Origin of the sequence: Bacteroides zhangwenhongii (assembly GCF_009193325.2) — a bacterium.
GTDB classification, from domain to species: domain Bacteria; phylum Bacteroidota; class Bacteroidia; order Bacteroidales; family Bacteroidaceae; genus Bacteroides; species Bacteroides zhangwenhongii.
Genome location: NZ_CP059856.1, coordinates 3693263 through 3715163, shown reverse-complemented (window position 1 = coordinate 3715163; position 21901 = coordinate 3693263). Strand labels below are relative to the sequence as shown.

General features: G+C 43.9%; 13 protein-coding genes. 10 read left to right on the top strand and 3 right to left on the bottom strand.

The features are described 5' to 3' along the window. Positions 1-9: 9 nt before the first annotated feature. The 10 genes from GD630_RS14840 (at position 10) to GD630_RS14795 (ending at position 18128) form a co-directional block, all read left to right on the top strand. Entirely contained in the window at positions 10-2532 is a 2523-nt protein-coding gene (locus GD630_RS14840) for a hypothetical protein (protein WP_143867710.1), read from the top strand. A 19-nt stretch (positions 2533-2551) separates the two neighbouring features. Continuing rightward, entirely contained in the window at positions 2552-4555 is a 2004-nt protein-coding gene (locus GD630_RS14835) for a glycoside hydrolase family 97 protein (RefSeq protein WP_143867708.1), read from the top strand. Between the two features lie 29 nt (positions 4556-4584). After that, positions 4585-6579, top strand: a complete 1995-nt coding sequence (locus GD630_RS14830; protein ID WP_143867705.1) for a glucosidase family protein — start codon at positions 4585-4587, stop codon at positions 6577-6579. Positions 6580-6589: 10 nt separating this feature from the next. Continuing rightward, on the top strand, positions 6590-8587 hold the full coding sequence (locus tag GD630_RS14825; protein WP_143867703.1) for a glycoside hydrolase family 97 protein: 1998 nt from the start codon (positions 6590-6592) through the stop codon (positions 8585-8587). Positions 8588-8617: 30 nt separating this feature from the next. Further along, the gene (locus GD630_RS14820; protein ID WP_143867701.1) at positions 8618-9904 is read left to right on the top strand and encodes a Gfo/Idh/MocA family oxidoreductase; all 1287 of its coding nucleotides are present in this window, start codon (positions 8618-8620) and stop codon (positions 9902-9904) included. Positions 9905-9936: 32 nt separating this feature from the next. After that, a complete protein-coding gene (locus tag GD630_RS14815; protein ID WP_182505629.1) occupies positions 9937-12726 on the top strand; it encodes a family 16 glycoside hydrolase in 2790 nt (929 codons plus the stop codon). A 33-nt stretch (positions 12727-12759) separates the two neighbouring features. Next, on the top strand, positions 12760-14022 hold the full coding sequence (locus tag GD630_RS14810) for a Gfo/Idh/MocA family protein (RefSeq protein WP_143867699.1): 1263 nt from the start codon (positions 12760-12762) through the stop codon (positions 14020-14022). Between the two features lie 240 nt (positions 14023-14262). After that, complete coding sequence (locus tag GD630_RS14805; protein ID WP_143867697.1) at positions 14263-16038, top strand: oxaloacetate decarboxylase; 1776 nt, start codon at positions 14263-14265, stop codon at positions 16036-16038. Positions 16039-16342: 304 nt separating this feature from the next. Further along, positions 16343-17326, top strand: a complete 984-nt coding sequence (locus GD630_RS14800) for a DNA cytosine methyltransferase (RefSeq protein WP_143867695.1) — start codon at positions 16343-16345, stop codon at positions 17324-17326. Next, the gene (locus tag GD630_RS14795) at positions 17271-18128 is read left to right on the top strand and encodes an NgoMIV family type II restriction endonuclease (protein ID WP_143867693.1); all 858 of its coding nucleotides are present in this window, start codon (positions 17271-17273) and stop codon (positions 18126-18128) included. The genes GD630_RS14800 and GD630_RS14795 overlap by 56 nt, the downstream gene beginning before the upstream one ends. A gap of 152 nt (positions 18129-18280) precedes the next feature. Here GD630_RS14795 and GD630_RS14790 read toward each other — a convergent pair whose 3' ends face one another. The 3 genes from GD630_RS14790 to GD630_RS14780 are packed head-to-tail and all read right to left on the bottom strand — an operon-like array spanning position 18281 to position 21794. Then, positions 18281-19036 (bottom strand): succinate dehydrogenase/fumarate reductase iron-sulfur subunit, encoded by a 756-nt coding sequence (locus tag GD630_RS14790; protein WP_007762383.1) that lies wholly within the window; start codon positions 19034-19036, stop codon positions 18281-18283. A gap of 36 nt (positions 19037-19072) precedes the next feature. Continuing rightward, complete coding sequence (locus GD630_RS14785; protein WP_007762380.1) at positions 19073-21052, bottom strand: fumarate reductase/succinate dehydrogenase flavoprotein subunit; 1980 nt, start codon at positions 21050-21052, stop codon at positions 19073-19075. A 37-nt stretch (positions 21053-21089) separates the two neighbouring features. After that, positions 21090-21794: a succinate dehydrogenase/fumarate reductase cytochrome b subunit gene (locus tag GD630_RS14780; RefSeq protein ID WP_007762377.1), complete on the bottom strand. Its 705-nt coding sequence runs from the start codon at positions 21792-21794 to the stop codon at positions 21090-21092. Positions 21795-21901: the final 107 nt, after the last annotated feature.

The following is a 21901-nucleotide window of genomic DNA, read 5'->3' as shown; positions in this document are numbered from 1 at the left end:
TTAATAGCTATGAATCGAATTTTAACAGGCTGCTATAGCTTGGCAGGACTTATACTGATGGCGGTTTGTACCGGTAGCCAACAAGTTCCTTTTAGACCGGACAAAGATAGTGTGAATATTGCGGAAATATCCGGAGAACGTTGTATCAGTGGAGTGTATCCGCATCTCACAACATACGCTCATGCTCGTATCAATGGGAAGTATGGATTTGGAAATGAGTGTGGAATTGGTGCGATTGTTCCTTGGCAGGGTAAACTGTATATGGTGAACTATGCGGCCCATGAGCCGAAGGGTAGTGAACATAAATTGTACATTGTCGATAAGAATAAGAATATGAAGATTTATGAGGGTAGTGTGGGAGGAACTCCTGCTGCCCGTATGATTCATGCGGAGTCCAATCAGTTGTTGATAGGTCACTATCTGATAGATACTGAAGGGAATATTCGGACAATTCCTATTAAACAAATGCCGGGACGTATTACTGCGATTGCCCGTCATCTGACCGACCCCCAAAATAAAGTGTATTACTATGATATGGAAGGTATGCTTTATGAGGCGAACGTGCATACGCTGGAGACCAAGAAATTGTATCATAACCCGTTGCCCGGATGGCACGGTAAAGGTGGATATACAGCGCAAGGCAAGCTGGTGCTTGCAAACAATGGAGAAGCCGGTGAGAATCCGAAAGATTGGCAAGTTCCCGTAGAAGGGCAAAAAGGACCGGAGAAATATGGTGTATTGGCAGAGTATGATGGTAAGAAATTTACGGTTGTTGAACGCAGGCAATTTACGGATGTTACTACGCGTAATGGTATTAAGGCGGTTCCTGACGAACAGGCCCCATTGTGGACAATGGGATGGGACAAGCGCTCTATCCGCTTGAAAGTGATGGAAAATGGTCGGTGGAGTACCTATCTGCTTCCAAAAGCCGCCTACAATAATGATCCTTCTCATGGCTGGTTTACCGAATGGCCCCGTATCCGCGAGATTGGCGGGAATGAGATGATGATGGATATGCATGGGATGTTTTTCGATTTTCCCGCAACTTTCTCAAAGGACAACTCATCCGGTATTCGTCCGATAGCCTCCCATTTGCGCTATATCCCGGATTTCTGTTCATGGAACGGGCAGATTGTATTGGCAACCGATGAGTCGAGTATTCAGGGAAATATCCTCACCGGTCAGCCACAATCCAATTTGTGGTTCGGAAAGAAAAAAGATTTCCTGAATTGGGGACCGGCTACCGGATATGGAGCTATTTGGCTGAAGGACGTTGTCTCTTCGACGAAAGTAAGCGAGCCTTATCTGTTTGCCGGATTCGACAGACGTATGGCACATATTATTAACCATTCCAAATCTCCTCTGTCTTTTGTTGTTCAGATAGACAAGAAAGGGAATAATGAATGGACAGACTATAAAACTTTCCAACTGAAAGGGGAGGAATACCGGGATTTTATCTTTCCGGAGAATGTGAAAGGTGAATGGATACGTTTGAAAGCGTTGACAGACGGACAGGTTAGCTTTGTTTTGCATTATACTACAGAACGGTTTGTTTCAGGTGAGAAGTTTGCAAAGTTGTTTACCGGACTTGCCGAAGTGGGTACGGCGGATGAGATTCTTACAGCTAAACTGTATAGCAACCGTTGTAATTATAATATGTCCTGCTATGCTTCCGTCATGAAAAATGGAAGAGTGGTGGATAAAGGAGAATTTGAGTTCCGTAAGTTTACTTTTGATTTTGCACCGGGCATTGTAGAACCGCAGGCTTCCCGAGCATTGGAAACTAAGGTGCATTATTTCAAGCAAGCACAGTTTGATGCGAAAGTGGTGGACAAGAAACTGATGAAAGACTTGTGGAGTGTGGATGAGGCTTCTGTCATTTTACACACCTCCGAAGGTGATTTACGTTTGCCTAAGGGGAATCCGGCTTTTGATACAATGAAAAGTGCTCGTTGTGTACGCGAGGTAGAGTCCGAGCGCGAATTAGCCAATATTCATGGAACATTCTATGAGTTGCCATTAATCCATGTAGGGAAAGAACCTTTGTTCAAGATGATGCGGCCTGTTTCTTCACATAATTATTATATTGATGACTATAATACATGGAATGGATTGTTGGCTTTGTCGGGCGTTAGAAGAGACGCGAGAACGTCTAACTCTGTATATATAAATAAGGAGAAGACAGCCGGATTATGGTTTGGAAGTATTGATGATTTGTGGAAATTGGGGAAACCGGTAGGGCATGGTGGTCCGTGGATGAATACTTCGGTGAAAAGCGGAGTAATGAGTGACCCGTATCTGATGACCGGCTATGATAAAAAGACACTGACGCTGAAAGCCGACCGTGACGTGACCGTGACGCTTTGGTTGTCTGTATCTCATTATTTGAAAGAAAAGGTAAAGTCCAAAGAGTTTGTATTGAAAGCGGGAGAAGAGATGACGTATGTGTTCCCCGAAGGGTTTAGCGCACATTGGGCTTGTCTTTCTGCCGATAAGGATTGTAGGGCTACTGCACAATTCCTCTACGAGTAATTTGAAAATAATGAATATAATGAAGCACATAGTACTATATTTTATTTTTGGACTATTGGGATGTGTCTGCTGCCTGTCGTCTGCTTGGGCGGCAGACCGCCCTTTGGTTTTAAAGTCACCGGGTGGAAACCTGGAAGTGGAAATCATTACGGAGGGGCAATTGGCTTATGCTTTGAAGCATAAGGGTAAAATATTGTTGGATAAGAGTCCGATCGGATTGGTGCTTGAAGACAGGACATTGGGCGAGAATGTAAAGGTGAGACGTGTGAACAGACGCTCTATGGTTAAGGAGGATATTGTGTCTCCACATTATCGTTTCCCAGCGTTTGTTGTGACTTACAATGAACTGGATTTGAAGTTGAGAGATAATTACGGAGTTGTTTTCCGTGCATACGACGAGGGAATCGCCTATCGTTTTTACACCTCTGCCAAATCTCCTTTAGTGATTAAGGATGAAGTGGTCCGGATGAATTTTCCACAGGACTATGAGACATACATGGCTTATTCTACCGTGAAACCGGGAAAAGACCAATATGTGATGGCTTTCCAGAATATCTATACAAAGGCAACGGTAAAGGGTGTCAATACAAAAAACATTGCTTTTCTGCCGGTTACAGTCGATTGCGGAGAGGGCCTGAAGATGACACTCTTGGAATCTGATTTGGAGAATTATCCGGGTATGTTTGTAAAAGGCGACGGAAAAAGTTGCTCTTTGCAAGGCACGTTTGCCAAGTATCCTTCCGAAATGAAAAGCTTTCCGCCACGTGCGATGAAACGTGTGGTCGGCCGTACTGATTATATTGCCAAGACAGAGGGAACACGCAATTATCCGTGGCGTATATGGGCGGTGACGGAACAGGATATTGAAATGCCTGTCAATAATCTGGTGTATGCTTTGGCTTCCCCCAACCGTATTGGTGACTGCTCTTGGATAAAGACTGGAAAGGTCGCATGGGACTGGTGGAATGATTGGGGAATCTATAACGTTGACTTTAAAGCCGGTATCAATATGGAGACTTATAAGTATTATATTGATTTCGCGGCGGATAACCGGATAGAGTTCGTTGTACTCGATGAGGGTTGGTATAATCCGGGTAAAGGGGATATGCTGACTGTCGTTCCGGAGCTGGACTTGGAAGAGCTGGTTCGTTATGGCAAGAGCAAAGGAGTGGATTTGATACTGTGGACGGTGTTCAATGTATTGGATGACCAGTTGGAAGAAGCCTGCAAGAAGTATTCGGAGATGGGTATCAGTGGATTTAAGGTAGATTTTCTGGACAGAGACGATCAGACAGCCGTTGAAATGGCATACCGTATTGCAGAAATGACAGCCAAGTATAAATTGACTTTGGACTTGCATGGATTCTACAAACCTACCGGCATGAATCGTACTTATCCGAATATTATCAATTTTGAAGCGGTATTTGGTATGGAGGAGATGAAATGGAGCAAGATAGAGAAAGATATGATGGAGTACGATGTGATAATGCCGTATATACGTATGATGGCAGGGCCGGTCGATTATACACCGGGAGCTATGCGCAATGCGACAAAGAAGGATTTCAAGGATATTTATTATAATCCGATGAGTCAGGGAACCCGCTGTCATCAGTTGGCTGCCTATATCGTACATGATTCTCCTCTGACGATGCTTGCTGATAATCCTACTATTTACAAAGAGGAACAGGAATGTACGGATTTCATTGTGAGTGTTCCGAATAAGAATATAGAAGAGACACGTGTATTACAAGGCAAACTAGGTGAATTTATTGTGATGGCACGTAAGGTAGATGGTAACTGGTATGTAGGCGGAATGACCGACTGGAATCAACGTGAAATCACATTAGACTTCGGTTTCCTGAGTGAGGGCACTTATGAAGTGACTCTGTTTAGTGATGGAGTCAATGCGAATAAACAGGCGGAAGATTATAAAAAAGAGACTTTTAAGGTAACTTCCGCTTCGATAAGGAAAATCAATGTGGCTTCCGGCGGTGGTTTTGCTATGACCATTGTGAAAAAGTAAGTTTAATAAATCAGAATAAATTTAGTAACATGAGAAAACTAGTACTACTGGTGACAGTTCTGTTGTGTACAAGCGTGGCTGATGCACAGCAATACTGGAAAATAGATGAGGGAGGCAATAGCATTACATGGCAGGTAAAGAAAGGAGACGTTCATCATGACCACATCGAAATGGCAGGTAAGCGGGTAGCTACTGTACTGAGGTATGGCGTGGATAAGAATGGTGCTTTTGAACTGAACAAGAGTATGGTATGGCCTATGCTTCGTACTATTCCTAATAATACTCATGGTAGCCTGATGCGTCGGTTTGACTGGAACCCTTTGAAAGATGTGTTTGTTAATGGCAGGCCTATGCGTGAAGAGGTTAAAGAAATAACATTCAATGGCACATTGGAAGTAATTAGTAATATTGTTTTAGGCAAGGGCAATTCTTTACGTTTGAAACGTGTTTATTGCCCGTCGGTCGATCTGCCTTCTTTAGTGGAAAGTTACACGTTCACTAATCAGGGGAAAGCTAAAGCAAGCATAGAACTGCCTTCCTGCACGAATGTGCTGACTACCGATGCAGCTAAAGGAGTGGATGGTCGATATCGTATTGAAATGGTTCTTCACAACTCTGATGCGGTGGTGCTGAATCCGGGTGATTCGCATACGTTCTTTGCTACCCTTTCCGGATGGAAGTCATCCGAGAAGACTTTGAAGATAGATGTCGGGGAAGAATTGGAGAAGCGTAAGTCTATTGTTGCCGGATGGATAGATAATCTAGTGTTGGAAACTCCTGAGCCGGTAATTAACGAGATGTTTGCCTTATCAAAAATCCGGGCTTGTGAGAGTATCTATGAAACCAAATCCGGTCCGATGCATGGTCCTGGAGGAGAAAGTTACTATGCGGCTATCTGGGCGAACGACCAGGCGGAATATATCAATCCTTATTTTCCGTTTATCGGTTATCAGTATGGCAATGCGTCCGCAGTGAATTCATTCAAACATTTTGCACGTTATATGAACGATGAGTGGAAACCGATTCCCAGTTCCATTGTTGCAGAAGGTGACAGCTATTGGAATGGTGCCGGTGACCGTGGTGATGCTGCCATGATTGCTTACGGTGCGGCCCGTTATGCGCTGGCAAGTGGTAATAGGGAGGAAGCAAAGCAGCTGTGGCCTTTGATTGAATGGTGTTTGGAGTTCAACCGTCGGAAAATCAACGAGGGTGGAGTAGTGGCTTCTGATTCAGATGAACTTGAAGGACGTTTTCCGGCAGGAAAAGCCAACTTATGTACTTCTTCTTTATATTATGATGCTCTTCTTTCGGCGGCTTATCTGGCGGAAGAGTTGGGTAAGGGAAGTGCGGTATCCAAAAAATATCGTAAACAAGCAGCCCAATTGAGGCAAAATATGGATAGTTATTTTGCCGCAGAAGTGGAAGGCTTTGATACATACGCCTATTATAAAGGAAATGATGTGTTGCGTGCATGGATTTGCATCCCGTTGACGGTGGGAATCAATGAACGTGCGAAAGGAACGATTGATGCGCTTTTCTCTCCCCGTCTGTGGACGGATAATGGATTGTTGACAGCGGCCGGCAGTAAGACTTTTTGGGATCGTTCCACTCTGTATGCGCTTCGCGGTGTCTTTATGGCAGGGGAAGTGGAGAAAGCCGTGAAATTTATGAAGCATTATTCTTCTACCCGTCTGTTGGGAGCACATGTGCCATACGCTGTTGAGGCATGGCCGGAGGGCGGACAACGCCATCTTTCTACTGAAAGCGCTTTGTATGGACGTATTATCACTGAGGGAATGTTAGGTATCCGTCCTACCGGATTACATTCATTCTCTATGACCCCCAGACTTCCACAGGAGTGGGATCGGATGGCGCTTCGCCATATCAAAGCGTTTGCTTCCGATTTTGACATTGAACTGGAACGTGTGAAAGCGCAGACTATCCGGGTAGTAGTGAAGAAAGCCGGAAAAGTTATCTTGAACAAGAAGGTGAAAGATGGAACTACGCTAAATTGTAAAATTTAAGTTTGCATATATGAATCTGCTATCTAGGAAATGGACGGCTATCTTATTGATGGCCGTTCCTTTTTGGGCGAACGCTCAGAAAGGTATTGAACTGAAAGACCCTTCGGGTAAAATTCAGTTGAATGTGATGTTGGGAAATACGGTTACATATTCCGTATCTCATGGGGAAGATGTCATCATTGAAACGTCTCCTATCTCCATGACACTTACCGATGGAACGGTTTTTGGAAAAGAACCTCGCTTGAAGAAGAAAAAATATAGAACGGAGAATCAGATGATTTATCCCCCTATCTACAGAAAGCAATCTATAAAAGATCATTTTAATGAATTGACTTTAGATTTTAAAGGCGGATACAGTTTGGTATTCAGGGCTTATGAGGATGGTGTAGCCTATCGTTTTATATCTGATTTGAAGAAGCCGTTTATGGTAGAAAGTGAACAGGCTGTATTCAATCTGCCGAACAATCCGAAGGTTTTCGCGGCTACTCCAAAAGGTAGAAAGATAGACGGAGTGGAAAATCAATATCACAGTTCGTTTCAGAACACATATAGACATGTGGAACTGTCTAAATGGGATAAGTCCCGATTGGCGTTCCTGCCTGTTCTGTCGGAAAGTGAGAATGGGAAGAAAGTTTGTATCACGGAAGCCGATTTGTTGAACTATCCGGGTATGTTTCTGAAGGTATCTTCCGATAGCAAAGGATTTTACGGGGAGTTTGCTGCTTATCCTAAAGATATTTCCGTAGAAGTAAGAGGACTAAAAGGTATGGTAAAAACACGTGAACCTTACATTGCTAAAGTGGAAGGTAGAACTGCATTCCCATGGCGTGTAATGGTCATTTCGGAGAAAGATACGGATTTGTTGTGCAGTGATATGGTGTATAAACTTGCCACTCCTGCAGCAGAAGCTGATTATTCCTGGATAAAGCCCGGAAAAGTGGCTTGGGACTGGTGGAATGATTGGAATCTGTATGGCGTGGACTTCCGTGCAGGTGTGAATACGGAAACCTATAAATATTATATTGACTTCGCCTCTAAATTCGGAATTGAATATGTGATATTGGATGAGGGATGGGCGGTTGCCGGACCGGCGGATCTCTTTCAGATAGTGCCTGAAATAGACATGGAGGAATTGATACGTTATGCTGACAGTAAGAAAGTAGGGTTAATCCTATGGGCAGGCTATCGTGCCTTTGATTTGGATATGGAACGTGTCTGCAAACATTATTCCGCTATGGGAATCAAAGGTTTTAAGATTGACTTTATGGATCGGGATGACCAGTATATGGTAGACTTCAACCGCCGTTGTGCGGAAACGGGAGCTAAATATAAGTTGCTTATTGACTTGCATGGAACACACAAGCCGACAGGATTGCAGCGTACATATCCAAACGCTATCAACTTTGAAGGTGTTCACGGATTGGAAGAAATGAAATGGGCTCAACCGGGTACAGACCAAGTGACGTATGATGTAACGATGCCGTTTATCCGTATGGTGGCGGGCCCGTTGGATTATACACAGGGAGCGATGAATAATGCCAATAAAGAGAACTTTAAGGCCGTTTATTCGGAACCGATGAGTCAGGGTACACGTTGTCGTCAGTTGGCACAATATATCATATTTGACTCCCCGTTGAATATGTTGTGTGATGCGCCTACCAATTATTTGAAGGAAGAGGAATGTACTAAATTTATAGCGGCCATACCGACTGTTTGGGAGGAGACTAAAGCATTGTGCGGAGAAGTTGGCAAATATTTGGCTATGGCCCGTCAAAAGAATGATGTATGGTATGTAGGAGCATTGACTAACTGGGATTCTCGTGATATGGAATTGGATCTTTCTTTCTTGGGAGAGGGCGAGTATAAGGCTGAGATCTTTGAGGATGGTATCAACGCAGATAGAGTAGGCAAGGATTATAAACAAAAGGTGATTCCTGTTCCTGCTGATCGCAGACTAAAGATACACATGGCATCCGGTGGTGGACATGTGATGCGGATATGGAAGTAGGGGTGTATATTATTAATCATTATCTATATTATGAGTATTAACAGAAGGTCTTTTTTAAAAGCAATGGGTGGAGTTGCTTTATTTAGCATTGTTCCGCGCCAGGTATTAGGAGGTGAGAAATTTATTGCTCCAAGTGATCAACTAACTAAAGGTATTATTGGTGTCGGAGGTATTGGTAAGAGCAATTTGCATTTTACCAGCGATGAACGCTGTCGGTTAGTAGCAGTCTGTGATGTTGATAAAAAACATCTGGAGCAAGCTGTGAATCTTGGTAAACGGAAGTTTGACCAAACTTTACAAACCTATCAGGATTACCGGGATATGATTGCGGACCCTAATATTGATATTATACATATTGCAACCCCTCCTCATTGGCATGGCATAATGGCGGTAGAAGCGGCCAAAGCCGGTAAGGATATTTGGTGTGAAAAGCCGATGACACGCACTATCGGTGAAGGAAAACGCGTAGTGGAGGCTGTTAAACAAAATAATCGTATTTTCCGACTGAATACATGGTTTCGCTTCAAGGATACATTTTATGGGCTAGGCACTACGGTAGAACCACTGAAAAAGCTAGTGTCTAACGGAATGCTGGGATGGCCGCTGAAAGTACGGATTTCAGGCGCAACAGGATTCGCATGGAAATTCTTCTGGGTAGGAAAAGAAAATCTCAAGCCGGAAACGGTTCCTGCAGAGTTGGATTATGACATGTGGTTGGGACCGGCTCCTTATAAACCTTATAATTCCCATCGTGTACATCAAACCTTCCGTGGCTATTGGGACTATGACGGAGGTGGCTTGGCGGATATGGGACAGCATTATCTTGACCCGGTGCAGTATATTTTAGGGAAAGACGACACATTGCCTATCAAGGTAGAGGTGGATGCTCCGCAGCAACATCCGGATGCCGCCGGTATTTGGCGTAAGATTACTTATACATACGAAGACGGTTGCCAGATAATTCTTGAGGGAGAAGGTTTTGAAAGTAAAGGAGACGTTCCTTATATCGAAGGTCCGTTGGGAAAGGTTTATCAGGGATTTCGTTGTACAATACCCAATGTCATGGACAAGTTGGCTGAACTTCCCGATCCGGAGCCGCAAAACACCGATTTTATCGAATGTGTGAAAACACGGCAGAAATTTGCCCTTAACGAAGAAAGCGGGCACAACAGTTGTACATTGGTCAATATGGCTGTAGATGCGCTACGTTTGAACCGGTCGGTCTTGTATTTTGATCCGAGAAAACAACTCTTCCTCAATGACGATGCAGCCAACCGTCTGATAGATCAGCCTATGCGCGGGCCGTGGAGTATTTAACCCTATTTTAGTCATATATACTATTAAGAATAATGGAAACATTGAAACAAATCTGCTTAGTATGGGTATTCATGCTTTTGTTGCCTATATACATCAGTGCACAAGACGGTCGCCAAAGAGATTACCGGACAATTGTGGCCGACGGGTTGGCGCAACTTCCTATATCTGAAACCGAAAAACGAAATAAAGTAATGTCGGAGCTGGCAAATACCGGTGACAAAGGTATGGAAATGATGGCTGGTATGTTACTCCCTGCCGACAAGGGAAGAAATGCTACTGTAGAATATGCCATCAGTGGTGTGGTCGGTTATGCGACGATTGCCGGAAACAAAGAACAGCGCGAGGCTGTCCGAAAAGGATTGGTCTCGTCTATTGACATCTGTAAGGATAATGCCAACCGCGCTTTTCTCCTGTCACAGTTGCAACTATGTTCGACTCCCGATAATATCCCTGTGTTCATCAAATATATGGGGGATTCTTATTTGGCGGATTATGCTATCCGCGGCTTGGTAGCGACTCCCGGCAGTGAGGCTACTCTCCTCGAACTGATAAAGAAAAAGGAAATATCGCCAAAAATACTTGCACATGCCGCTTATGAGAGCAAATTAAAAGAGGCTGAACCGTTTTTGTTGGAATGGTTGGAAGAGGCGGACGCTGATACCCGAAAAGCTATCTTTAAAGCACTGTCGGTCTGTGGCTCTTCTGCTTCGTTGAAGACGCTGTCTGCCGCGGCAAAGGAAGAAGGATACGAATGGAGCAAAGATAAGGAAGCTACTGCCGCTTACTTGAACTTATTGGATAACCTGATAGAAAACGGTGAGAGGGAAAGGGCGGTAAAAGCTGGCAAGAAACTATTGAAAAATGATAAGGCTTATCTCCGTGGTGCTGCATTAGATATTATTCTGCTTGCCCAAGGTGCTGAAGGTATGCCTTACGTTCGTTCCGCTTTGAGAGACAAGGATATTGAGGTTCGTAACGGGGCGCTTCATTCAGTGTCTGCATTTGCCGATGACAAGGTGTATGCTACTATTGCCGGATGGATTCCGACTTTATCGGACGAGGCACGTATAGACGTAATCAATTGGTTGGGAAGTCGTCATGCGGCTTCGCAGGTAAGTGCGATAATTGACGCCGTACGGTCAAGTAACGATATGGTGGCTGCCGCAGGTATTGCTGCTGCAGGACGTATCGGTGGTCAAGAGGCTTTGAATGAACTGACGGCACAGTTGGGAGGACGTCATGCGGAGCTTGCGGCAAAAGCAATGCTGACTTTCAACGGAGACATAAAAGAGGGCGTCAAGGTAGCTCTCAATGGCAATGCGGACACTCGGATACAAGCGCTCGGATTATGTTCCAAACGTAGGATAAACGAGGTATCCGGACAGGTATTTGCTATGCTTCAGTCGGAAACCCCGGATATAAGGGAAGCGGCTTACAAGGCACTGCCCAATGTTGTCACTTCCGGTGATGCTGACCGTTTGTCCGATTTGCTTGAAAAGTCAGATAAACGTCACATCTCTCACTTGCAGCATGCATTGAAAAACGCAATTAATGGACAAACTCCCCAAGAACAATGTAAAATAGTAGAGTCTTATATGGCAAAATCGGCTTCCCCGGCTCTTTATTATCCCATTTTGGCTCAGACGAATACGGACGAAGCTGTTAAGGTACTGAACAAAGAATTTACTGTAAAAGGTGACAATGCCGCTTTCCAGTCTTTGCTGACAATAAATAACCCTAAAATGATGGATGCGCTGTTTCGAATTGCCAGCCAGAAACCGACTTTGAAAAACCAAGCGTTGGAACGCTATATTCCACTCGTGTCAAAGTCTTCTTTGCAAAGCGGACGAAAACTTCAGCTTTACCAACAAGCTCTGAATCTGAATCCTTCGGTAAAGGTTCAGAAGCAAACGTTGAAAGCTTTGGCGGGCATCCGGAAATATCCGTCACTGATGCTTGTTTCCAAATACCTGAATCGGTCGGGAACCGCAGCTGAAGCAGCCGCTGCTGTGAAAACAATCGTAGCGAAAAGCGATGAACGACTTGGTGGTGATTCCGTAAAGATTATTCTGGAAAAGACACGTGAAGTATACAGGACGTTGCCGGGAGCTGATGCCGGATATGCAGTGGATGAAATAACCAATTTGTTGTCTAAATTACTTTCTGCTCCTGTCTTCGCTCTACCGGAAGAAGAAAAGAAACAAGGTTTCGAAGTCTTGTTTGATGGTACTTCACTCCACAAATGGACAGGTAACAAGAACAGTTATGTCATAGAGAACGGAAATATATATGTATCGGCTGGTTATGGTAGTGGTGGAAACCTCTATACTCAAAAAGAATACAGTGACTTTGTGCTACGTTTTGAGTTCTGCTTCGATCGCGAGGGTGTAAACAACGGTATCGGTATACGCACCCCGATGGGCGTGGACGCTGCCTATCACGGTATGGAAATTCAGATACTCGACCATGACGCCCCCATCTACAAAGGTCTGCATGAATACCAACAGCATGGGTCTGTCTATGGAATCATTCCTGCCAAACGGGTGAAGTTCGGACCGAACGGTACATGGAATGTGGAAGAGATACGTGCTGTGGGTGATCATATCACGGTTACTGTAAACGGTGAGGTTATTCTTGACGGTAATATCCGTACAGCCTGCAAAGGACACAATGTATCCAAAGACGGTTCAAGAAGGAACCCGTACACTGTAGATCATCTGAATCACCCCGGGTTGTTTAATAAAAAAGGACATATCGGACTTTGCGGCCACGGGGCCGGAATCCGCTTCCGCAATATGCGCGTGCTTGACCTCAGCAAATAGTAACTTCTATAATTAAAAGATACAAATAGTACCATGAAGCAAGATGTTTTTTTAGGAGATAGTCCTGTTAGAATTGTTGCTATCGGAGCAGGGAACCGAACTAATAAATACTTGGAATATGTACGTATGCACCCCGATCGGCTACAACTGGTCGGGGTTGTTGAAGTAAATGCCAATCGAATGCAACGCATAGTTGAAGAGTTTAAATTGGATAGTAACCATTGCTTTGCTGACTATAATGATTTTTTTGCCCATCCTTTTCCTGCTGATGCTATATTGATAGCTACTCCTGAAAATCTCCATTATGATCCTTGTATTAAAGCCATTGAGGCTGGTTATCATGTGTTATTAGAGAAACCGATTGCACAGACTCTTGAGGAGTGTAATGATATAGCTGCACGTGCCAAACGCAAAGGTGTACTTGTTGGAGTGTGCCATGTGCTTCGGTACCATCCTTATTTCATGAAGATCAAGGAAATTGTTGATTCGGGCGAACTGGGGACTGTTATTTCTATTAACCATACTGCTTCTGTGGGATTGGATCGTTCTTTGCATGGATTTGTCAGAGGTTTATGGAGTAAGGAAGAAAACACTAATCCGATGCTGATAGCTAAATGCTGCCATGATATTGATTTATTGTTGTGGTTGACTAGGACACCTTGCAAAAGGCTTACTTCGTTTGGCTCCCTGCGTTGGTTTCGTTCGGAAAATGCACCCATGAATAGTTCTGACCGCTGTATCAATTGCCATATTGAGGCAAAGTGCCCGTATTCTGCAGTTGATCTTTATTACAATCGCCGAGATTGGATCTCGAATTTCGATACTCCGGAAGGAAAGACCTTGAACGAGGTATTATTGGAGGAACTGCGTCACGGTAAATACGGGCGTTGTGTTTTCCATTGTGATAATGATGTAGTTGATCACCAGATTCTTTCTATGGAAATGGAAAGTGGAGTAACTGTCAACTTCTCAATGGATATATTTACAAGTGATGACTGCCGGGAGACCCATGTAAAACTGACTCATGGAGAGATAGATGGAAATGAGCTTCGTTTACGTGTTCGTAAGTTCCGGGACAATGAAGAACGGGTATTCGATTTTTCTCATATTTCCAAGAAGCCGTTCCATGCTGGTGCTGATTTGAAATTGGTGGATGATTTTGTGAAAGCGTTATCTTGTAAAGAACAGAAACTACGGACTTCCATCGAAAACTCGGTCGAGAGCCATCGTATTTGTTATGAGGCGGAACGAAGCCGTTTGACGGGAAAGACAATAGAATTGGGATCTTATTCTTAGGTTATATAAAAATACAGCAATGAAGTTTTATCAAAGAAAAACATTATACTTTCCTAAAACAATTTGATCTATTATTCGTTGTTATTAAAGATAAATAGGATCATATCTGGCATTATGATATAAAACATATCTTTATATCCTTATAAAATATGGATTTTGTTGACTATATGTCAGGATAATATCTTATATTTGTCTATGTGAAGTTAACCGAAGAAAAAAATCATTTTATTACTAATTGCGATGAAAAAGGAAATCAAATTCAGTCTTGTTTATCGGGATATGTGGCAGTCTTCCGGTAAGTATCAACCTCGCGTTGACCAGCTTGTACGTATAGCTCCATTGATTGTTGAAATGGGTTGTTTTGCAAGAGTTGAAACGAATGGAGGTGCTTTTGAGCAAGTGAATCTGTTGTACGGTGAAAATCCTAATAAAGCCGTCCGTGCTTTTACCGCACCTTTTAGAGAAGCGGGCATTCAAACGCACATGCTCGATCGCGGATTGAATGCGTTGCGTATGTATCCGGTTCCGGCAGATGTGCGTAAATTGATGTATAAAGTCAAGCATGCGCAAGGAGTAGATATCACACGTATCTTCTGCGGACTGAATGAGACGAGAAACATAATTCCTTCCATCAAGTATGCTCTGGAAGCGGGCATGATTCCGCAGGCAACCCTTTGCATTACATATTCTCCGGTACATACTGTTGAGTATTATACACGAATAGCCGATCAGCTGATTGAAGCCGGTGCACCTGAGATTTGTTTGAAAGACATGGCGGGTATCGGTCGTCCCGGTATGTTGGGCCAACTGGTCAGGACCATTAAGGAAAGACATCCGGATGTACTGATACAATATCATGGTCATAGCGGACCGGGATTGTCTATGGCATCTATCCTCGAAGTTTGTGAGAATGGTGCGGATATCATTGATGTGGCTATGGAGCCCATGTCTTGGGGTAAAGTGCATCCGGACATCATTTCGGTACAGGCGATGTTGAAAGACTTAGGTTTCCGAGTTCCCGATATTAATATGAAAGCGTATATGAAGGCCCGTGCCATGACACAGGAATTTATAGATGATTTTCTGGGCTACTTCATGGATCCTACCAACAAATATATGTCTTCCCTCCTTTTGAAATGCGGTTTGCCGGGTGGCATGATGGGTTCTATGATGGCAGACCTGAAAGGGGTACATTCCGGAATCAATATGATATTGAGGAGTAAGAACGAACCGGAACTTAGTCTTGACGACCTGCTCGTAATGCTTTTCGATGAGGTGGAATATGTATGGCCCAAGTTGGGCTATCCTCCTTTGGTGACTCCTTTCAGCCAGTATGTGAAGAATGTTGCACTGATGAATCTTATGCAGTTGGTAAAAGGAGAAGAACGCTGGACAATGATAGATAACCATACTTGGGATATGATTCTAGGTAAGAGTGGACGTCTGCCGGGCACGCTTGCTCCGGAGATTGTAGAACTGGCTAAATCGAAAGGATATGAGTTTGTCGATACTGATCCTCAGTTGAACTATCCGGATGCTTTGGATGACTACCGCAAGGAAATGAATGAGAATGGCTGGGAGTATGGAGAAGATGATGAAGAACTTTTCGAGCTGGCCATGCACGACCGACAGTATCGTGATTATAAATCGGGTGTTGCCAAAAAACGTTTTGAAGAAGACCTGCAACGTGCCAAAGATGCGGCGATGGTGAAGACCGGTTATTCAGAGGAAGAAATAAAGAAATTGAAGCGTGCCAAAGCAGACCCGGTTATCGCTCCCGACAACGGACAGGTGCTTTGGGAAGTTTCCGTAGAAGGACCGTCCATTGCCCCGTTCATCGGACGTAAATATCAGCACGATGAAGTATTCTGTTACCTATCCACTCCGTGGGGAGAATACGAGAAGATTCTGACCGGATTTACCGGACGTGTGGTGGAAATATGCGCACAGCAGGGCGCTACTGTACGTAAGGGAGATGTTATCGGCTATATTCTACGGAGCGATATCTTTGCGTGAGATTTTGATGAGAGTTAGACTATAGGTCTATAAATAAGTCAGGCTACAATCTGTGATGAGGTTGTAGCCTGACTTGTTTGTAGGTACTCAATGTAATAGCTACAAAAAAGCTTTTGGCAGTTAGAATCTCGATGGCTATTCATTGGTAAATTGGAGTGCTGAATATGGGAAATACATACTTTATAAAATTCACTCTTGCTATTCTGTGTGTGTGATAAGCCATATTTAAACACCGAGTTATTGGCATTGATAAAAGAATATCGTATTTTTGCATCTGAAACTTATAAACTTGAATGATCCTTATATGTATAATTCCATAGAAATATGTGCAGGTGCAGGCGGTCAAGCATTAGGACTTGAGATGGCGGGATTCTCTCATGTTGCATTGGTCGAATATGAAAAAGACTATTGCGAATGTCTGAAACGCAATCGGCAGGAATGGAATATTTTCTGTAAGGATGTGCATCATTTTGATGGTAAGCCTTACTACGGGCAGATAGATTTGCTAGCAGGAGGCGTACCTTGCCCTCCGTTTAGTGTTGCAGGCAAACAACTGGGAGCTGATGATGAGCGTGACCTTTTTCCTCAGATGCTCCGACTTGTGCAGGAAATTAATCCACGTATCGTTATGATAGAAAATGTCCGTGGAATTTTAAGCTCTAAGTTTAATGCTTATCGGGAACAGGTACTTCAAACGTTGAAAAAATTAGGCTACAGTACACATCTTCAATTATTAAATGCTTCTGATTATGGTGTTCCTCAGCTACGGCCACGAGTAATCATTATTGGAATACGAAGAGATCTGACAGATGTCTTCATGTTTCCCGAAAAGATACCAGAGAAAACACTGTCTGTAGGTGAGACTTTATATGACTTGATGTCAGCCAATGGTTGGAGAGCTGCCGAAGAATGGAGGCGGACAGCTAATAAAATAGCTCCCACTCTGGTAGGCGGAAGTAAAAAACACGGAGGTCCAGACTTGGGTCCGACAAGAGCACGTAAGGCGTGGGCAGAGCTTGGTGTAGACGGTCGGGGAGTAGCTAATGACGTTCCTGACGCAGACTTCGTGGGAATGCCACGATTGACTCCGGAAATGCTTGCAAGACTTCAGGGATTCCCCGATAGTTGGGATTTTGGCAAGCGTAAGACGATTGCCTGTCGGATGATCGGCAATGCTTTCCCTCCTCCTGTTGCTATGAAAATAGGATTGCAAATCAAAAAAGTATTGGATTATGAACGCACTTATTGCAGAAGCGAGAAAAAAATATCACAAAGAGCTGTTATCTAGCGGTGTAATGACTATTGATAGCAAAGGAATTCCAAGTAATGCTGACAGTTCCTCCAAACTATCAATAAATATTGCCCGTGGCATTGCTGACCAATTAATGGCTGAAGTCCACGAAAAAGCAGTAGGACAGACTTCAGGTGCCAAATTTGAGCAAATGAATATGAATTTCTTGATGAATACATTTCCCTACCTACAGAATTTACGTCCGGGAAAATGGCATATCTCCAAACTGGGTAATCGTAACTCCGTCAAAACAAGTAGTTTCGCTCAATACGAACATCTGGAATATCTCAGCCTGCTGACCAAAAGCGATGCTCGACTTGCCGCTAGCATGGGTAACGATTATATGGTAGCACCGGATGTGGTTATTTATCGAGAGACAGAGACGGATGATATAATAAATGAGAAAACTGATATTATTGATGATTCCGTGTGTAATCTTGCCGATATACGAAAAAGTAATGGTGGGTTACCCATTCTTCATGCTTCTATTTCAGCCAAATGGACGATGCGTAGTGATCGTGCACAAAACAGCCGGACAGAAGCTCTCGGATTGATAAGGAACAGAAAAGGGCACTTACCGCACATTGTTGTGGTAACAGGAGAACCAATGCCCGCACGACTGGCATCATTAGCTTTAGGCACAGGAGATATTGACTGTATTTATCATTTTGCTTTGTATGAGCTCATCAAAGCGGTTCATGATACCCAAGCAGAGGATTCTATTGAATTATTGAACATTTTGATTCAGGGAAAACGGTTGAAAGATATCAGTGACTTGCCTTTGGATTTAGCTGTATAAATAACTTTAATATTACCAATATATCTGTTCATGATAATTGATTATTAATAATCATGAGAGCCATTCATACATAAAGAGAATCCCCTGTCGGACAGTCGGCAGGGGATTCTTTTATTAATCAAATTAAGCTCTTACTATTAGAAAATAGGAACTTAGTCTTTCAGTTTTGCTCTGATAAAATCACGGTTCAAGCGAGCGATGTTGCTGATAGAGATGTTCTTCGGACATTCGGCCTCGCAAGCACGAGTGTTTGTACAGTTACCGAATCCCAGTTCATCCATCTTTGACAACATAGCTTTTGCACGGCGCAAAGCTTCCGGTTTACCTTGCGGCAGCAAGTTCAACTGGCTGACTTTTGCAGAAACGAACAACATGGCAGAACCATTCTTACATGCAGCTACACAAGCACCACAACCGATACAGGAAGCAGCATCCATAGCTTCGTCAGCGATAGGCTTTGGAATCAGGATAGAGTTAGCATCCTGAGGAGCACCTGTGCGTACGCTCACGTAACCACCAGCTTGCATAATCTTGTCGTATGCAGTACGGTCTACCATCAAGTCCTTGATTACAGGGAAACCGGCCGAACGCCAAGGTTCAACAGTAATCGTATCACCATCCTGGAAACGACGCATATAGATCTGACAAGTAGTAGCACCTGTTGCAGGACCGTGCGGGTGTCCGTTGATGTAAAGAGAACACATACCGCAGATACCTTCGCGGCAGTCGTGGTCGAATACTACCGGTTCTTTTCTTTCGCTGATGAGCTGTTCGTTCAGAATATCCAGCATTTCGAGGAAGGAAGTATCGCCGGGGATATCTTTCATTTGGTAGGTTTCAAAAGCACCTTTAGCCTTCGGACCAGCTTGGCGCCATACCTTCAGTGTAAATGATATATTTTTATCCATTTTCTTCTAATTCTTTTAAATGTTTAACTTCACCGATTAGCTCTTGTAGTTACGGGTTTGAACCTTGATAGCTTCGTATACCAGCGGTTCTTTGTACAACACCGGAGCTTTTTCATCGTCACCTTGATATTCCCAGCATGCTACATAGAAGAAGTTTTCGTCATCACGTTTAGCTTCTCCTTCTTCAGTCTGGTATTCTTCACGGAAGTGACCACCACAGCTTTCGTTACGGTTCAATGCATCGTAAGCAACAAGCTCACCCATTGTGATGAAGTCGTACAGACGGATTGCTTTGTCAAGCTCTACGTTCATACCTTCTTTAGAACCGGGGATAAACAGATTCGTTTCGAATTCCTTGCGGATTTCTTTCAGTTCGGCAATACCTTTCTTCAAGCCTTCTGCCGTACGTCCCATACCTACATATTCCCACATGACATGACCCAGTTTCTTGTGGATAGAATCAACAGATTCTTTACCCTGGATGCTCATGAACTTGTCGATCTTAGCTTGAACTGCCTTTTCTGCTTCTGCAAATTCAGGAAGATCAGTAGAGAAACGAGGAACAGTGATTTGATCTGCCAGATAATTCTGGATTGTATAAGGCAATACGAAGTAACCGTCAGCCAAACCTTGCATCAATGCAGAAGCACCGAGACGGTTTGCACCGTGGTCGGAGAAGTTACATTCACCGATAGCGAACAGACCCTTGATAGTGGTTTGCAGTTCGTAGTCTACCCAGATACCACCCATTGTATAGTGGATAGCCGGATAAATCATCATCGGATTATAATATTTTACGCCATTAATTTCTTTTGCCAGTTCTCCCGGATTAACGTCAGTGATTTCTTCATACATATCGAAGAGGTTGCCGTAACGTTGGAGAACGATGTCGATACCCAAGCGGTTGATAGCTTCAGAGAAGTCAAGGAATACGGCTAAACCAGTGTTGTTTACACCGAAACCTGCGTCGCAACGTTCTTTAGCAGCACGGCTGGCAACGTCACGCGGAACCAAGTTACCGAATGCCGGATAGCGGCGTTCCAAGTAATAGTCGCGGTCTTCTTCAGGAATGTCACTTCCTTTGATTTCGCCTTTCTGAAGTTTCACAGCATCTTCTTTTTTCTTCGGAACCCAGATGCGACCGTCGTTACGGAGAGATTCAGACATCAAAGTCAGTTTGGACTGCTTGTCACCGTGTACCGGGATACAAGTCGGGTGAATCTGAACGTAAGCAGGGTTAGCGAATACAGCACCCTTGCGGTAGCAAGAGATAGCAGCTGTACAGTTACATCCCATAGCGTTGGTAGACAGGAAGTAAGCATTACCATAACCACCGGTAGCGATAACTACAGCGTGAGCGGCAAAGCGTTCCAGTTTACCTGTTACAAGATTTTTAGCGATGATACCGCGGGCACGTCCGTCAACGATAACCACGTCTTGCATTTCATAACGGGTATACAGTTTTACAGTACCTGCGTTTACCTGACGGCTCAGTGCGGAGTAAGCACCCAGCAACAGCTGCTGACCGGTCTGACCTTTAGCGTAGAAAGTACGGGATACCTGTGCACCACCGAAAGAACGGTTGTCCAGTGTACCGCCATATTCGCGGGCGAAAGGAACACCTTGTGCCACGCATTGGTCGATGATAGCGTTAGACACTTCAGCCAGACGGTATACGTTAGCTTCACGTGCACGATAGTCACCACCTTTTACAGTATCGTAGAACAGACGGTAAACGGAGTCACCGTCATTCTGATAATTCTTTGCAGCATTGATACCACCCTGTGCAGCGATAGAGTGCGCACGGCGCGGAGAGTCCTGAATACAGAAGTTGAATACTCTGAAACCCATTTCACCAAGTGAAGCAGCTGCAGAAGCACCTGCCAGACCTGTACCCACAACGATGATATCCAAACGACGCTTGTTAGCGGGGTTCACCAATTTCTGGTGAGCTTTATAGTTGGTCCATTTCTCAGCCACCGGGCCTTCTGGAATTTTTGAATCTATCTTGATCATAATATTATTTACAATTTAATCATTTACTATTTACTATTTAGCAAGCACCGTTGCAAATCAGTGTTTTCACAAAGAATACTACGACTACCAGTGCGAAACCGAGTACTACAATCGTAGAGTAGATGTTAGAAATGCATTTCCAACGATTGATCCATACTTTGTTGTTCCATCCCAGTGATTGCATTGAACTCCAGAAACCGTGAGTCAGGTGGAACCACAGAGCAAACAGCCAAACAAGGTAAAGAACCACATAAGTCGGGCAAGAGAATGTCTGCTGGATGTGATAAGCACCGTTAGCGGCGTAAGCCAGCGTCAGGGTGTCAGCGTGCATACCCATGTTGTGCATCAGTTCCGGCAACTGCATTTTTGCCCAGAAGTTGAAGAGGTGTAAGCCAAGACCTACAATTACGATAATACCTAACACCAACATGTTTTGAGAAGCCCACTCTACGGTTTTAGGCTTGTCGGTCACTGCATAGCGTTCGCTACCACGCGCTTTGCGGTTCTGCATGGTCAGCCAGAATGCATAGATGATGTGAATGATGAACAGAGCAGCCAATCCTGCGGTAGCCACTAACGCATACCAGTTTGCTCCCAGGAATTCACAAATCATGTTGTAACCATCAGCCGAGATGATCGCAACCAAGTTCATCGCCATGTGAAATGTTAGAAACAGGACAAGGGCGATACCGGTAACGCTCATCACCACTTTCCTTCCTACAGATGAATTACTTAACCACATAAATGATTGAATTTAAATTATTTAATTGTTAGAACTAAAATTTCGACGTTTTACACCTCTTACGGACTGCAAAAATAGGGGAAATAGATTGATTGAGCAAGGAATTA

Bases quoted from the DNA above. Each gene is read 5' to 3' on its own strand.
- GD630_RS14840 (WP_143867710.1), top strand. From the start codon at position 10: ATGAATCGAATTTTAACAGGCTGCTATAGCTTGGCAGGACTTATACTG.
- GD630_RS14815 (WP_182505629.1), top strand. From the start codon at position 9,937: ATGGAAACATTGAAACAAATCTGCTTAGTATGGGTATTCATGCTTTTG.
- GD630_RS14825 (WP_143867703.1), top strand. From the start codon at position 6,590: ATGAATCTGCTATCTAGGAAATGGACGGCTATCTTATTGATGGCCGTT.
- GD630_RS14785 (WP_007762380.1), bottom strand. From the start codon at position 21,052: ATGATCAAGATAGATTCAAAAATTCCAGAAGGCCCGGTGGCTGAGAAA.
- GD630_RS14780 (WP_007762377.1), bottom strand. From the start codon at position 21,794: ATGTGGTTAAGTAATTCATCTGTAGGAAGGAAAGTGGTGATGAGCGTT.
- GD630_RS14800 (WP_143867695.1), top strand. From the start codon at position 16,343: ATGTATAATTCCATAGAAATATGTGCAGGTGCAGGCGGTCAAGCATTA.
- GD630_RS14830 (WP_143867705.1), top strand. From the start codon at position 4,585: ATGAGAAAACTAGTACTACTGGTGACAGTTCTGTTGTGTACAAGCGTG.
- GD630_RS14820 (WP_143867701.1), top strand. From the start codon at position 8,618: ATGAGTATTAACAGAAGGTCTTTTTTAAAAGCAATGGGTGGAGTTGCT.
- GD630_RS14805 (WP_143867697.1), top strand. From the start codon at position 14,263: ATGAAAAAGGAAATCAAATTCAGTCTTGTTTATCGGGATATGTGGCAG.
- GD630_RS14810 (WP_143867699.1), top strand. From the start codon at position 12,760: ATGAAGCAAGATGTTTTTTTAGGAGATAGTCCTGTTAGAATTGTTGCT.
- GD630_RS14790 (WP_007762383.1), bottom strand. From the start codon at position 19,036: ATGGATAAAAATATATCATTTACACTGAAGGTATGGCGCCAAGCTGGT.
- GD630_RS14795 (WP_143867693.1), top strand. From the start codon at position 17,271: ATGAACGCACTTATTGCAGAAGCGAGAAAAAAATATCACAAAGAGCTG.
- GD630_RS14835 (WP_143867708.1), top strand. From the start codon at position 2,552: ATGAAGCACATAGTACTATATTTTATTTTTGGACTATTGGGATGTGTC.